The 14,187-nt window shown below is 52.7% G+C and carries 15 protein-coding genes; all 15 read left to right on the top strand.

Translation table 11 applies throughout. The features are described from left to right. The first annotated feature begins 27 nt into the window (after positions 1–27). The 15 genes from mreC (at position 28) to XYCOK13_RS14765 (ending at position 14,167) form a co-directional block, all read left to right on the top strand. Complete coding sequence (gene mreC / locus XYCOK13_RS14835; RefSeq protein WP_213412941.1) at positions 28–894, top strand: rod shape-determining protein MreC; 867 nt, start codon at positions 28–30, stop codon at positions 892–894. Then, positions 891–1,415, top strand: a complete 525-nt coding sequence (gene mreD / locus XYCOK13_RS14830) for a rod shape-determining protein MreD (RefSeq protein WP_213412940.1) — start codon at positions 891–893, stop codon at positions 1,413–1,415. Before mreC ends, mreD begins: the two co-directional genes overlap by 4 nt. Before the next feature lie 74 nt (positions 1,416–1,489). Beyond that, positions 1,490–2,152, top strand: a complete 663-nt coding sequence (gene minC, locus XYCOK13_RS14825) for a septum site-determining protein MinC (protein ID WP_213412939.1) — start codon at positions 1,490–1,492, stop codon at positions 2,150–2,152. Between the two features lie 5 nt (positions 2,153–2,157). Next, positions 2,158–2,952 (top strand): septum site-determining protein MinD, encoded by a 795-nt coding sequence (gene minD / locus XYCOK13_RS14820; protein WP_213412938.1) that lies wholly within the window; start codon positions 2,158–2,160, stop codon positions 2,950–2,952. Between the two features lie 7 nt (positions 2,953–2,959). Then, positions 2,960–4,123, top strand: a complete 1,164-nt coding sequence (locus XYCOK13_RS14815; protein ID WP_213412937.1) for an FtsW/RodA/SpoVE family cell cycle protein — start codon at positions 2,960–2,962, stop codon at positions 4,121–4,123. A gap of 87 nt (positions 4,124–4,210) precedes the next feature. Next, positions 4,211–5,053, top strand: coding sequence for a M23 family metallopeptidase (locus tag XYCOK13_RS14810; protein ID WP_213412936.1), 843 nt, complete (start codon positions 4,211–4,213; stop codon positions 5,051–5,053). Further along, positions 5,050–5,928 (top strand): M50 family metallopeptidase, encoded by an 879-nt coding sequence (locus XYCOK13_RS14805; RefSeq protein WP_213412935.1) that lies wholly within the window; start codon positions 5,050–5,052, stop codon positions 5,926–5,928. Before XYCOK13_RS14810 ends, XYCOK13_RS14805 begins: the two co-directional genes overlap by 4 nt. A 36-nt stretch (positions 5,929–5,964) precedes the next feature. Continuing rightward, the gene (locus XYCOK13_RS14800) at positions 5,965–7,185 is read left to right on the top strand and encodes an Rne/Rng family ribonuclease (RefSeq protein WP_213412934.1); all 1,221 of its coding nucleotides are present in this window, start codon (positions 5,965–5,967) and stop codon (positions 7,183–7,185) included. A 183-nt stretch (positions 7,186–7,368) separates the two neighbouring features. After that, positions 7,369–7,680: a 50S ribosomal protein L21 gene (gene rplU / locus XYCOK13_RS14795; RefSeq protein ID WP_213412933.1), complete on the top strand. Its 312-nt coding sequence runs from the start codon at positions 7,369–7,371 to the stop codon at positions 7,678–7,680. A gap of 13 nt (positions 7,681–7,693) precedes the next feature. Continuing rightward, positions 7,694–8,032 carry a ribosomal-processing cysteine protease Prp gene (locus XYCOK13_RS14790; protein WP_213412932.1) on the top strand — a complete coding sequence of 113 codons (339 nt, stop codon included), beginning with the start codon at positions 7,694–7,696 and terminating at the stop codon, positions 8,030–8,032. Between the two features lie 23 nt (positions 8,033–8,055). Beyond that, a complete protein-coding gene (rpmA, locus tag XYCOK13_RS14785) occupies positions 8,056–8,352 on the top strand; it encodes a 50S ribosomal protein L27 (protein WP_213412931.1) in 297 nt (98 codons plus the stop codon). 176 nt (positions 8,353–8,528) lie between these two features. Then, entirely contained in the window at positions 8,529–9,251 is a 723-nt protein-coding gene (locus tag XYCOK13_RS14780) for a Spo0B domain-containing protein (RefSeq protein WP_213412930.1), read from the top strand. Positions 9,252–9,283: 32 nt separating this feature from the next. Beyond that, positions 9,284–10,588 (top strand): GTPase ObgE, encoded by a 1,305-nt coding sequence (obgE, locus tag XYCOK13_RS14775; RefSeq protein WP_213412929.1) that lies wholly within the window; start codon positions 9,284–9,286, stop codon positions 10,586–10,588. A gap of 310 nt (positions 10,589–10,898) precedes the next feature. Continuing rightward, positions 10,899–12,026 carry an anthranilate phosphoribosyltransferase gene (locus XYCOK13_RS14770; protein ID WP_244865178.1) on the top strand — a complete coding sequence of 376 codons (1,128 nt, stop codon included), beginning with the start codon at positions 10,899–10,901 and terminating at the stop codon, positions 12,024–12,026. A 17-nt stretch (positions 12,027–12,043) separates the two neighbouring features. Then, positions 12,044–14,167, top strand: coding sequence for a molybdopterin oxidoreductase family protein (locus XYCOK13_RS14765; RefSeq protein ID WP_213412928.1), 2,124 nt, complete (start codon positions 12,044–12,046; stop codon positions 14,165–14,167). The last annotated feature ends 20 nt before the right edge of the window (positions 14,168–14,187 follow it).

Raw genomic sequence — 14,187 nt, 5'->3', positions numbered from 1 at the left:
CAACAATGTTAGCAGGTGTTGGGTTTTATGAAATTTATGGGGAACAAGCGGCTATTCATACTGTTGTTCGCGCTGATCTTTTTTATCGCGATCATGGGATTGACGCGCGGTGTGAGAGAGCCCGTAACCTGGCCAGAGAAATTTTTGAACGATACCGTTTCGTGGACGCAAGGTCTGATTTACAAGCCCGCTGGCATGATAGCGGGCTTCTTTCAGGATATTGGCGAGCTGCGGCGCATTCATGCGGAGAATGAGGCGTTGAAGCGCACGCTCACTCGCTATGCCGGGGATGTAGCGCGCTTGAACGCGTTGGAGGAAGAGAACGGCCGGCTGCAGGATGCCTTGGCCTTCACGGAAAGACAGAAACAATCGGACAAATATATGTATCGACTTGCTAAAGTCGTGGCGGTCAGTCCGGATACCGAATCGCAAACGATCAAGATCGATCTCGGTTCCAATGACGGTATTGAGGTGGATTGGGCTGTTGTCACGCCGGAAGGGTTTATCGGCAGAGTCACCAGGGTCACGCCATTTTTCTCCTATGTTCAACCTTATACCAGCATCGATGACAAGGCTCAGAATACGAAGGGCATCGCAGTAACCGTAAGGGAAAATCAGGATTCATTCGGTGTCATAGAAAATTTCGATCGGTCAACAGGGGAATTGATCATGTCCAAAATCAGCAGCCAAGACGCGCTTAAGGCCGGAGATACGGTTGTAACCTCGGATTTCGGTCATGTCTTCCCCGCCGGGCTGGTGATTGGAACAGTAGAGCACAGAGAGGTCGGCGAGGGACTGACGCATATTGCGCGGATCAAGCCTGCGGCCAGCCTAGAGCATTTGCGCGAAGTGTTCGTCGTGGAAGTGCCGTGGTTGGAAGAGGTTGAAGAATGAAGCGTACAGCTATATGGTGGATTATGCTGCTGCTCTTCCTCCTGGAGGGGGGCCTGATGCCTTGGCTGATACCGCCCGGCCTTCAGTCACAAATTTCCCCGCATCTTGTTCTAATCGTCGTCATTTTTTGCGGTTTTTTCGTTGGCAGACATTTCGCATTGGCGGCGGGCCTGCTGTTTGGCTTCCTGCATGACATCATCTATTATGGGTATATGCTGGGCTTGTATGCTTTTGCCGCTGGTTTGACCGGGTACGGCGCGGGGCTGTTTCCGAATCGAAGTCATTGGCATGTGCTTCATGTATTAGCTGCAACTGCAGGCGGTTTGGTTTTCTTTGACGGTGTCGTGTATTTAATGTACACGTTTTTTGCAATCCATGAGGAGACATGGCTGTGGCTGTTGTTGCACCGGATCCTCCCTAGTCTGGCGTTCAACCTGTTGATGGCTTTGCTGCTTTATGTGCCGATCCGAACATTACTGGAGCGGTCTGGGACGAAGTCCAAGCAGGAGGAAAGCGGATAAACGGGGTATCGCTTGCACGGCAGGAATTCGTCGGCCGGAAAGCGAATTGATAAGTCTGGGAGGGAATGGGGAGAATGGCGGCCGAGAAACATCATGTGACCATAAAAGGGAATAAGGAAGGCTTGATCTTTCTGCTGGATGACTCCTGTTCGTTTGAGACCTTGCTTCAGGAGCTTCGTTATAAACTGGAAAAGACGCATCAGAAAATATTGACAGGTCCGATTATTCATGTGTTCGTCAAGCTGGGCAGGCGGAAAATATCCGAATCCGACAAGGAAGCGTTGTTAACCACGATCAAAAGCCGGGGCAATCTGATCGTGCAGCGCATCGAGAACGAAGAGGATGAGGAGGCGGCTAACAAGCATGATCGCTTGCTGGTTCACAAGGGGATTGTGCGATCGGGGCAAACCTTCACGTGCAGCGGCAGCGTTCTGTTTATCGGCGATATCAATCCTGGAGGCTCCATTATTGCCAAGGGAGATATATTCATTATGGGTTCCCTTCGGGGCTTGGCACATGCCGGATCGGAGGGGGATGAGTCGGCTGTCATAGCGGCTTCGCATATGCGGCCTACTCAATTGCGCATAGCGGGGGTCATCAGTCGCCCGCCCGACGAATGGGGCTTTGACGAGACCCATATGGACTTTGCCTATTTGAACGAGGGTAAGATGGAAATCAACAAGCTGAATCAGCTTCACAAGATACGACCGGATATCCGAGAGTACAAAGGAGTGTGAAGAATGTGGGAGAAGCGATTGTCATAACCTCCGGCAAAGGAGGCGTCGGAAAGACGACCACCTCGGCGAACATTGGCACCGCACTTGCGCTGCTGGGCAAAAAGGTTGTCATGGTGGACACCGATATTGGACTGCGTAATCTGGACGTCGTCATGGGACTGGAAAATCGCATCATATACGATTTGGTCGATGTGGTGGAAGGCAGATGCCGATTGCCCCAGGCATTGGTGAAAGATAAGCGCTTCAACGAACTGTACATGCTTCCTGCAGCGCAGACTAAGGACAAGCATTCCGTGACACCCGAGCAAGTAGAGGAAATCGTGATCCAACTGAAGCGCGAGAGCGATTATGTCATTATCGATTGTCCGGCAGGCATTGAACAAGGCTTCCGAAACGCAGTGTCCGGCGCCGATCAAGCGATAGTCGTGACGACGCCGGAGAATGCGGCTGTCCGCGATGCGGATCGCATTATAGGATTGCTGGAAGGGGAAAATATCAAGTCCCCGAAATTGATCATCAACCGCATTCGCCCGAATATGCTGAAATCAGGGGATATGCTGGATATCGATGAGATCTGCCAAGTGTTGGCCATTGACTTAATTGGCATCGTGCCGGATGATGAATACGTCATTAAGGCTGCCAACAAGGGGGAGCCAACCGTGGTGAACCCGAATTCCAAGGCATCGCTCGCTTATCGAAATATTGCGCGACGCATACTGGGGGACAGTGTCCCGCTTATGCCATTGGAAGGCAAGGAAGGAATGCTGGCCAAAGTGAAAAAGTTATTCGGGTTAGGATGAGTCCATTTTGCTGGATAAATTAAAAAAGATCGACTGGGTTATCGTTGCCATCTTACTTATATTTTCAGGTGTTAGCACAGCTTTGATCCACAGCGCCATTGTAAGCGCAGGTCCAGGGTACGCCGGTTACGAAGTGAAAAACATCATTTTTTATGGCGTTGGCCTGATCGCGCTTTTTTGCACCGCTTTTATCGATTATCGGCTGCTGCTGAAAGGCGCGCCGATCTGGTATGCCATTAGCATAGCCTTGGTTATCGCTGTTTATCTTTTTGGCGTGGAGATTAATGGCGCCAAAGGATGGTTTAAACTCCCGTTCGGAGATTTGCTCTTTCAGCCAGCTGAATTGATGAAGCTGACCTTGATTATTATGGTGGCTTATATGATCCACCGCCGCAAGGGAGAGCCGCTGGGGCTGATACGCGACTTGCTGCCGATCGGGTTAATCGGCGTCGTGCCTTTTGCGCTGGTGCTGATTCAACCGGATTTGGGCAATGCCATTATTTACTTGGTGATTCTGGTCGGCATGCTGTGGATTGGCAATGTGCGATACAGTATTGTCCTGATTGGGGCGGTGCTCTTTGCGGCGGTTGTGGCCGGGTCACTCTATCTGTATACGACCTATCATGATGAAATTGCTGTTTTTCTGAAGGAACACGGCGGCGCGCACTGGATGTCCCGGATTGATACATTCCTGGATCCGGACAGCGTATCGGATGATGAACGCTATCAGGTGGAGAATTCGCAGATCGCCATTGGTTCGGGAGGATTGTACGGTACAGGCTATCTGGCTGGCGATTGGTCGAAGAAAGGGTTCGTACCTTTTACGTATTCCGATTCCATCTTTATTGTGGTCGGGGAGGAATTTGGCTTCGTCGGCGCCTCGGCGCTGCTGCTCCTTTATTTCCTGCTCCTGTACCGCATGATTCTGATTGCCATTCAATCGGACCATCGGGGCGGGTCCTATATCATAATCGGCATCGTATCGATGTTCGTTTTTCAGATCTTTGAGAACATCGGCATGTTTTTGGGGCTGATGCCGCTAACCGGAATAACGCTGCCCTTTATTAGTTATGGCGGCACCTCGCTCTTAATCAACATGCTTTCTGTAGGCCTGGCGATTAGCGTGCGGATTAACCGGGAGAAGGCCTCCATGTTCAAGGCAACCGAGTAAGTCTGTGTGTGAGACAAGTCATAGTCGGACAGGTTCTCTCATACCGTTTATAGTAAGTATGATTACTATAGCGGAGGGAATCTCGTTATGAAGACATTCGATAAAGTACGCCAGCGCAGACAAGAACGTATTCGCGCGCTCCGTCACGCCAAACCTGCAGCTCGCAGCGGAACGGACGGAGTGAAGCAGGATCGCTTGTCTTCCGCTCGTCCAGCTGAAACTCCTCAGTTTGACGACCCGGAGCTGGCCTGGAAATACCGTGACAATCCCTGGGAGATTCACAGCTCGGACAGCAGTGGGGAGTCGTGGCGGCCGGGAGGCGGATTCAACCCTCTGGCCGGTGAACTGGGCGGAAAGCTAGTCGTTAGCGCCGCCCTATTTGTGCTGGTATGGGGACTTTTTCAGGTGGATCGGGATTGGGCTGAACCGGGACAAGAACTGGTGCGGCAAACCCTCACACAGCAAAGTGATTTCAATTCAGTGGCCGTGTGGTACGAGTCCTGGTTTGACGGTGCCCCTTCCTTTATTCCATCCTTTCGGAGTTCGGAACAAGCACAAGTCGAGAAGGTGAACGCCCCCGTATCCATGGCGGTATTCGCACCGATGCACGGACGGATTGAACTGCGGGACGCGCGCGAGGGAGTTTGGCATATCGCGGGAAGCGGGCATGAACCGGTTGTCGCCTTTGCTGAAGGCCGCGTCCTTTCAGTAGCGGAGAAGCGGAGCGGCTACGAGGTAGTGATTCAGCATGTGGAAGGCTACCGGACGTTTTATGCAGGATTGGCAGACACTGCGCTCGCCGTACATGATTGGGTGAAAGGGGGGGGAGGCTATCGGGAGCCCCGGCACAATTGGGGGGGAACCGGCCATTCTGTTCGCATTGAAGCAGGACAACAAACCTCTGGACCCGACGGAAGTGGTAGCGTTTGATTAAGGGATTCGGACAGAAGCATTTGGGGTTTCGCTTTCGCATCCACCCGTTGTTTCATTTTGTACTGGCCTTTTCCGTGCTAACTGGCGCATTTGTAGAGATCATCACATTGTTTGTCATTGTGCTCGCCCATGAAATGGGGCATGTCGGCATGGCCAAAGCGCTCGGCTGGCAGGTGCAGGAGGTGCAGCTGCTTCCATTTGGCGGGGTCGCGATTGTAGAGGACAAGGGCGCAGTGCCTGTTCTGGAGGAATTGGCGGTCGCCGCTGCCGGACCGCTTCAGCATGTGTGGCTGATTGGCTTCGCCTGGCTGATGCGGGAGTGCGGATGGTGGTCGGTGGAATGGAGCCAATATTTCATTGAAGCGAACCTGATGATCGGGATGTTCAACCTGCTGCCGATTTTGCCATTGGATGGAGGGAAAATCGTGCAGGCGCTGATCAGCTGTTATCTAAGCTACTATCGAGCTCTGCAAGCGACTGCATGGGCAAGCCTGGCGACCAGTGTCTTGTTTTTGACAGGCGCATTAAGTTATTCCTTCGCGCACAACGTCCACTTGAATGCGATCGCCATCGGGCTGTTTCTGTGCTATGCAAATTGGGAGCACAAACGCGGGCTGCCATATCACTTTGTCCGCTTTCTCATGAAGCGCGAGCAGTTTGATCGGGCAAGTGGAATGGCTCTGCCTATCATCGTGCATAGAGAGCAAACCGTCGGGGAAATTGTGCGCATGCTGATGAGGGACAGGCAGCATTTGATTTACATCGCTGACGAGCATGGGGGGATAAGGCGGATCATACGTGAACAGGCATTGATTCGCCATTATTTCAACCGAAATAACGGAAGAAGTGCAGTCTCCAGCCTTTTCATGTAAAATGTAAAGAAAGGCTGGGGACAAGAGGTGTAGAGAATGAAACAGATCTTGGTCGAAGGCGGGGGCAATGTCGTCAGATTGGCGCTTCTGGAACAGAACCGCTTAGCAGAGGTGTTTACGGAGAGCGGAGCCAAAGAGTACGGGGTTGGCAGCGTGTATAAAGGACGGGTGGTCAATGTGCTGCCGGGCATGCAGGCGGCATTTGTCGACATAGGACATTCGAGGAATGCTTTTCTATACAGGGATGATTTGCTGCCGGCTCATTTGGAAAAACAGCCGAAGGAGAAGCCGTCTATCCAGGAGCTTGTACAGGAAGGGCAGGAATTGGTAGTCCAGGTATCCAAAGAGGCGATTGGCACGAAGGGTGCGCGGGTAACGACGCATATCGCGCTCCCGGGACGCTGGCTTGTCTATATGCCGGAAGCGGATTATGTCGGCGTGTCCAGGAAGATTGAGGATGAGGCGGAAAGATTGAGGCTGAAGGAACTGGCCGAACAGCTGCTGGAATCGGAGGAAGGACTCATTGTTCGCACGGTCGCGGAGGGAGAGAATGAGTCTGCGCTTCTTCGTGATTTGCAGAGATTAAGGGGTACCTGGCGAGAGATCATCGTGCATGCGAAGCAGGCCAAAGCGCCCCGCGAGCTGTACAGCGAGCGCAATGTGCTGAGAAAATGGATGCGGGATCTGCTGACAAGCGATGTGGAAGAAATCATTGCCGGAAATGAAATGCTGTACCAGGAACTCTGCACGCAGGTAGCGGATATTGCTCAGGAATGCGTGGCAAGGGTTCGCTTGGACAATGGCGGCCATCTGTTTGACAGGTTTGGCGCACAAAAGGAAATGGACCGCATCTTCAAGCCGAAGATTTGGCTGGATAATGGCGGATACTTAATGATTGATCATACCGAGGCATTGACAGTTATCGATGTGAATACGGGGAAATTCACCGGGACGACGGACCTGGAAGAAACCGTCTATGCGACGAACATGGAAGCGGCAGAAACGATCGCGCGCGTACTGCGGCTGCGCGATATCGGCGGGATCGTGATCGTCGATTTTATCGATATGCTGAATGAAACGCATAAGGAAGCGGTTCGCATTGCGCTGGAGCATTATCTGAAGAAAGACCGCACGAAAGTGACCGTTGTCGGATGGACGAAGCTCGGGCTTCTGGAGCTGACACGCAAAAAAGTGCGCGAGCACGCCGAGCCGCTCGAACGGAAATGCCCGCAATGTCAAGGTACCGGATGGATCTGAAGCTGTCTCTATGAACATGTGGTTGCCTAGAATCGAAAGATATGGTATCATCAATCATTGAGTGTGTGCCACGCACATGCTGTAACCGCACCGATCGGGTTTGACAAGCGAACGCCGTGTCTGAACGGATGGGCGTTTCACCTGATTTGTCGGGCGAGTCTGAGACATGAGGAGGTGCAGACCATGTACGCAATTATTGAAACTGGCGGCAAGCAGTACAGAGTGCAAGAAGGCGATGTGCTGTTTATCGAAAAATTGGAAGCTTCCGAAGGGGATTCGGTAACCTTTGACCGTGTGCTCGCGGTATCCAAGGGGGAAGGCCTGGTAGCAGGTACTCCGCTTGTTGCAGGAGCGAGTGTTTCCGCTAAAGTCGAGAAGCAAGGAAAAAACAGGAAGATCATCGTGTATAAGTATAAAGCCAAGAAAAATTACCGTCGTAAGCAAGGCCATCGTCAGCCTTACACGAAAGTGGTAATTGAAAAAATTCAGGCTTAAAGGGTAAATTGCCGTGATCAACGTGCGCATTTTCCGCCAGGCTGATGCTGTCATTACAGGCTTTCGCGTGAGCGGTCATGCCTATTATGATGATCCGGGGAAAGACATCGTCTGCGCAGGGGTTTCCGCCGTTGCCGTTGGCGCGGTCAATGCTGTTGAAGCGCTGACTGGTGTTGTACCGGCAACCGAGATGGAGCCGGGCTTTCTTGAAATGCAGCTGCCGGCCGCATGCCGGAATTCCGCTGCAGCAGAGAAGGTTCAAACCATTCTGGAGACGATGGAGCAAATGCTGCTCACCATCGCAGACAGCTACGGTGATTTTGTCCGCATATCCCGTGAAGGGCTAGAATAAACCAAATAAAGGAGGAGATCCCTATGCTTAAACTTGATCTGCAGTTATTCGCTTCGAAGAAGGGTGTCGGTTCCACGAAGAACGGACGGGACAGCATCGCGAAGCGTCTGGGCGCCAAGCGTGCAGACGGTCAGCTGGTGAAGGCCGGCAACATTCTCGTTCGCCAACGTGGAACGAAGATTCATCCGGGCACGAATGTAGGCATCGGATCGGACGACACATTGTTCGCCAAGGTTGAAGGCACTGTGAAGTTCGAACGTTGGGGACGCGATCGCAAAAAAGTGAGCGTATATCCTGTTGAGGCAGCAGTGGAAGCGTAAACTGCATGAACGGGACAAAAGAAATCCTGGTGGTTGATTCTCGCCAGGATTTTTTTACATATTGGAATTAAAAAAAATTCTGATAGGCTTTACAATCGTGGCGCGAGGAAGGGGCGTGAGGCATCGAGATGAGGCGGAAGGCTTTGCGGGGCTTGCTTACAGGAGCCGCAGGAACAATGATGTGGATAGGGTCGTGGACAGCAGATTCCATCGTGTTGAGCGCTGTCCTGTCCGCTGCAGCCATCGGATGCTTCGTGCTGGCTTTTTACCCTGAGCGGAAGCCTGAGACAAGCAAGTTGAGCCAGGATCATCAAGAATCCGAAGGTCAATCCAAGGAACAAGCGTTGAAAGAAACTTTCGTACAGGCGGTAAGCATGCGGCGGCATGATTATATGAATGACATACAGCTGCTGATGGGTTATTTGCAATTGAAGAAATATGATAAATTAAAGGACTTTGTGGAAATCCTAAAGGATAGGGCGACGCAGGAAAGCCATATGTTCCGTTGGGGCATACCGGATTTAATTATACATATGTATACCCTTGGCGCGTTGAGCCGAAAGCTGCAGCTTACGGTCGAATCGGATGAGGACGTTCAGCTGCACAAGCTTCCTTTGGACAGTGGCTATGTGGCTTCTCGCATCATGGGTCTGACGGACATGTTCGAGCAAATTGCGGTCGAGGGCCATGCATCCAATCAATTGACTGTTGCGGTATACGTGGAAAATGCGGAATTATTCGCGGTATATGAATATGAGGGCGAATATGAGACTGAGGCGCTGCACCGCTTGGCGGGAGGCTTCCTCGATCAGCACGATAAGCGGCTAGGGACGAGTCTGCAGTGGGATGAGCATGAGGGCTGGCTGACAGTGACCATGAGAGTTCCATTGACTGCATAGAATCGATCAGGCAGTGCTATGAGGTGAAAATAATGTTTGTGGATAAAGCGAAGATATATCTGAAGGGCGGCGACGGCGGCGACGGACTGGTCGCCTTCAGAAGGGAAAAGTATGTAGCGGAAGGCGGTCCTGCGGGCGGTGATGGCGGGAACGGCGGGGACATCATATTCCGAGTAGATGAAGGCTTGCGGACACTGATGGATTTTAAATACCAGAAACACTTTAAGGCAGCGCGAGGAGAAAAAGGGAAGCCCAAAAACCAGCACGGCGCAAATGCCGAAGATCTCATTCTGCGCGTGCCGCCAGGCACCACGGTCACGGACTCCGATACGGGCGAAGTCATTGTGGATTTGGTCCAGCACGGTCAGGAAGCTGTCATAGCGCGCGGCGGACGCGGCGGACGCGGCAACGTTCGGTTCGCAACGCCCAGCAACCCGGCGCCATACATTGCCGAGAATGGCGAGGAAGGTCAGGAGCGCTACGTAGAACTGGAGCTTAAGGTGATGGCAGATGTCGGATTGGTGGGATTCCCCAGCGTGGGAAAATCCACTCTGCTCTCGGTTGTATCTGCGGCAAAGCCCAAGACCGGCGCCTATCACTTCACCACCATCACCCCGAATCTGGGAGTGGTATCAGTTGGGGATGACAGAAGCTTCGTGATGGCAGACTTGCCGGGTCTGATAGAAGGCGCGCATGAAGGAGTCGGGCTCGGACATGAATTTCTCCGTCATGTAGAGCGGACGCGCGTGATTCTTCATGTTATCGATATGGCGGCGACAGAAGGCCGGGACCCGGTTCAGGATTACAGGCAGATTAATCGCGAGCTCGAACTCTATAATGCGAAGCTGGCCGAAAGGCCGCAAATCATCGTGGCGAACAAGATGGATATCCCGGACGCCGAAGCGAATTTGGAGCGTTTCCGAGAGGAATTGGCCCAGGATGGAGAAGTGCCGGAAATTATCCCAATCTCTGCTGCGACCCGGCAAGGGGTGCAGGACATGATTTACAAGGCAGCAGACCTGCTTGATACTATTCCGGTCGCACCCGCAGTGGAAGAAGTGGGAGAATTGGAAGAACGCAAAGTATACCGGCTGGAGAAGACGGATGAGCTGGAGGATTTCGTGATTAAGCGGGATAACGAAGTATACGTCGTAGAAGGGGCGGCATTGGAACGGCTAATGAAGCGAACGCAGCTCCAGTCCTATGATGCGTTCGTCCGCCTTTCCCGTATCTTGCGGAAATCCGGTGTAGAGCAGGCTTTGCGCGAGCAAGGCGCAGAGGATGGAGATACGATCCGCATTGGCGAGTATGAATTTGAATTTGTAGAGAAAGACTAATCATCGGTTTTGTGTGAAGGAAGCTAACCTGAATTACAATAAGTGTTCAAAAATAAACCCGAATGTTGATTGTGTTTATTCACATCAATGTTCGGGTTTTTTCTCGTCCCACCTTTTAATTTCCGTATATCTTTTGTCCTGTACAGAAAGAAATTGAGTTTCTTTTTATTTTTTGCTTGCTTACAAACAAAATGACCGATATTATTGTTGTAAGGATATATAACATAAAATAGAGAAAATCTTAAAATATTTCGATCCACATTGGAATAATGTTACTAAACCTAACACTATCCAGATCGGAGGGTTGATGATGAAGCAAGGTTCCTGTGAGCAGCATCCTCCATTCATGCATCCGTGGATTAAAGCGGTAGGGACGGGGAAGAGAGGCTCGAGAGATTTGGCATATGACGAGGCCGTCCAAGTCGCCAGGCTAATTGCCACCAATCATGCCAGCGATGTGCAGATTGCTGCCTTTTTGATGGCGCTGCGGATGAAGGGCGAGTCGGACGACGAAATTATGGCGCTGGTTGACGTCTTTCGCGAGTATGCCATTCCTTTCAGAAAGTTTCCGAATTCGATCAATTGCGCTGGGCCATATGACGGCAGATATACAATCCCGTTTACAATTCCGGTCAGCCTGCTGCTGGCATCTGTTGGCATTCCGCATGTCCTGCATGGAGGCAAATCGCTCCCTCCCAAGCGGGGCACAGCCATTATGGAGGTGTTGGGCAAGCTTGGCGTTAATATCCATCTGGACACGAGAACGTGGGAGTCCATATTCAGCACCCTTCATATTGGATTTGTCCAGACTGAGCGCATCTGTCCGCCTATTGCGCGGGTGCGCGCGCTGCGCGAAGAAATGGGACTGCGGACTGTTATTAATACAGTCGAGAAGGTCGTCAATCCGGTTCATTCCAATTTTATGATGATTGGCGTCAACCACCAGACGGCAATGGACCATCTGATTCACGTACTGTCGCGTGCAGGCTTCATCAAAGCTTACATTGTGCAAGGAATTGAGGGGTCGGAGGACTTGCCGCTCGATCGGCGAAGCGCCATTCGAAAGGTGACCGCACATGGAGACGAAGCCTCTTATATCGATCCGCGCATGTTTGGTTTTCAAGGGGAGCCCGTGGGCAAATATTCGGCAGAAGAGCAGGTGAGGCTGTTGCGGTCGTTCCTGGAAGGGGAGGACACGGACGAGACGCATTTTATAGAGGATCATGTCGTGTTCAATGCGGGTCTGCGTTTTTTCTGGTATGACCGCGTCAGTTCCTATGAGGATGGATTCCAGTTGGCGAAGTCGCTGCTGCGCAGAAAAGAGCCGTTGAAGCTGCTTCGCAAATGGACAGAGCAGAGCCGCAGCCCGCTGGAACAGCCGGTGTCCGAGACGCCGCGCCAGGCGGAACGCGCCGCTGCCAAGCAAGCGGGGAAGTAAGTGGGGAGGGGAAACTTATGGCGTTAAGTCATTGCTGTTTTTGCAGTATGCAGTGCGGGTTGGAGATTGAGGTTGGAGACGGGGAGTGGACAGCCAAACCGAGGAAGGACTTCCCGGTATCGACCGGGAGGCTGTGCCAGAAGGGCTTTCATGCGCCGCTTCACGTATTCCATGAATCCCGGGTTCTGACTCCGAGGAGGCGACTGCTTGCAGGCGATGGCCGCAGCAAGTGGGAGGAAGCGGGATGGGATGCTTCGTTAGAACAGATTGCCGGGGAAATTGGCGAGCTGCAAGCGAAATATGGAATGGACAGCATGGCTGTATTTGGCGGCGGATCGTTGACCAATGAGCTCTGCTACCTGCTGGGGAAGTTTGCCCGTGTTGCGCTGCAAACTCCCTATATTGACTACAACGGCCGCTATTGCATGTCTTCTGCGGCAGCGGCAGGCAATAAGGCTTTTGGAATCGACCGAGGCATGACGATGCCGCTGGAGGAAATCGAACGAGCCGATTGTCTCATCCTGGCCGGAACGAACATTGCGGAATGCCAGCCGACGATGATGCCTTATTTGCTCGCTGCGAAGAAACGCGGCGCATTTATCGTAACCGTGGACCCGCGGAATACGCCGACATCGAAGCTCGCGGATGTACACATCCGGCTGCAGCCTGGTTTTGACTCTGTATTTGTTAATGGGCTCCTGCATGTGATGATAGAGGAGAACTTGGTCAATCTTCCCTTTATCCAAACGCGTGTGGAAGGTTTCGATGAACTGAAGGAGGCTGTACAGGATTATACGCCGGATCGTGTGGAAGCGTGGACGGGCGTCATGGCGGCTGTGGTGCGTACAGTGGCGAGAAAGTTCGCCGCGGCGGCAACAGGCATCGTGATGACGGCCAGGGGAATCGAGCAGCAGACGAATGGCGTGGACAATACGCTGAACTATATCAACCTGTCGCTAGTTACAGGGAAAATTGGCAGAAGCGGCTGCGGATATGGGGCCATCACCGGACAAGCGAACGGTCAGGGGGGCAGGGAGCATGGACAAAAGGCGGATCAGCTGCCGGGATATCGCAGCATCCAGGATCCGGCCGCCAGAGAGCATGTCAGCGCTGTATGGGGAATTCAAGCAGATTCGCTTCCGGGGCCGGGTGTTTCGGCTTATGAATTGTTTGAAAAAATAGACAGAGGGGAAATCAAAGGGCTGCTAGTTCTGGGTTCCAATCCGGTTGTATCGAGCCCGAACAGCACGCTGGTCAAGCGGGCGCTGCGCAAGCTGAAGCTGTTGGTTGTGATCGATCTGTTCGAGACAGAGACAGCGAGGCTGGCGCACTGGCTAGTCCCGGGATCGTCGTTCATGGAAGCAGAGGGGACGCTGACCAATCTGGAAGGTCGGGTTTTTTACCGGGAGCGTGCAATGGAGCCGCTCCGGGGGAATCCAGAAGACTTTCAAATCCTATGCAAGTTGGCGGAACTGCTCGGCAAAGGCGCTTACTTCCCATACAGCAAGGCAGAGGATATCTTCACCGAGCTAAGACGCGCATCGGCCGGCGGCAAGGCCGATTATCAGGGCATCACCTATGCGAAGCTGAAGGAGAATCATGGCGTGTTCTGGCCGTGTCCGGAGGAGTCGCACAGCGGTACGCCCATGATGTTCACCGACACCTTTGCCCACCCTGACGGGAAAGCTCGTCTCCATGGCATTGTTCCGCAGCTGCCAGCCGAGCCGGCGGATCGCCGCTATCCCTATGTATTGACGACAGGGCGTCTGGCGAACCATTATTTGAGCGGGGCGCAAACGAGACGCACCGATCCGCTGAACAAGAAGGCGCCGCAGCCCGTCGCCGAGATTCATCCTTCAGTAGCGGAACGGCTGAAGCTGAAGCTGAACAGCCGTCTGCGGTTGACAAGTCGGCGAGGGACGATGACGGTAGCGTTCAAGGTAAGCGAAGGCATTCATCCAAGCACGGTATTCCTTCCATTTCACTGGGGGGATGAGCAATCGGTCAATCTGTTGACTGTGCCGGCGCTCGATCCGATCAGCCGCATGCCCGAATTTAAGATATGTGCCGTGCAGATCGAGCGATTGGATGATGAGGCGGAGGATGACGCGCTTATGGAAATAGCGGCAGAACGGCAATGAATCAGCAACTAGCGGTATGG

It is taken from the genome of Xylanibacillus composti (assembly GCF_018403685.1).
In the GTDB taxonomy this organism is placed as follows: domain Bacteria; phylum Bacillota; class Bacilli; order Paenibacillales; family K13; genus Xylanibacillus; species Xylanibacillus composti.
Note: the sequence above shows the minus strand (reverse complement) of the source record. Positions and strands in the feature narration are given on the sequence as shown.

Excerpts from the sequence above, each read along its gene's own strand:
- mreD (WP_213412940.1), top strand. The coding sequence starts at position 891 with ATGAAGCGTACAGCTATATGGTGGATTATGCTGCTGCTCTTCCTCCTG.
- minC (WP_213412939.1), top strand. The coding sequence starts at position 1,490 with ATGGCGGCCGAGAAACATCATGTGACCATAAAAGGGAATAAGGAAGGC.
- XYCOK13_RS14800 (WP_213412934.1), top strand. The coding sequence starts at position 5,965 with ATGAAACAGATCTTGGTCGAAGGCGGGGGCAATGTCGTCAGATTGGCG.
- XYCOK13_RS14810 (WP_213412936.1), top strand. The coding sequence starts at position 4,211 with ATGAAGACATTCGATAAAGTACGCCAGCGCAGACAAGAACGTATTCGC.
- mreC (WP_213412941.1), top strand. The coding sequence starts at position 28 with ATGAAATTTATGGGGAACAAGCGGCTATTCATACTGTTGTTCGCGCTG.
- obgE (WP_213412929.1), top strand. The coding sequence starts at position 9,284 with ATGTTTGTGGATAAAGCGAAGATATATCTGAAGGGCGGCGACGGCGGC.
- rpmA (WP_213412931.1), top strand. The coding sequence starts at position 8,056 with ATGCTTAAACTTGATCTGCAGTTATTCGCTTCGAAGAAGGGTGTCGGT.
- XYCOK13_RS14765 (WP_213412928.1), top strand. The coding sequence starts at position 12,044 with ATGGCGTTAAGTCATTGCTGTTTTTGCAGTATGCAGTGCGGGTTGGAG.
- XYCOK13_RS14770 (WP_244865178.1), top strand. The coding sequence starts at position 10,899 with ATGAAGCAAGGTTCCTGTGAGCAGCATCCTCCATTCATGCATCCGTGG.
- XYCOK13_RS14780 (WP_213412930.1), top strand. The coding sequence starts at position 8,529 with ATGATGTGGATAGGGTCGTGGACAGCAGATTCCATCGTGTTGAGCGCT.
- rplU (WP_213412933.1), top strand. The coding sequence starts at position 7,369 with ATGTACGCAATTATTGAAACTGGCGGCAAGCAGTACAGAGTGCAAGAA.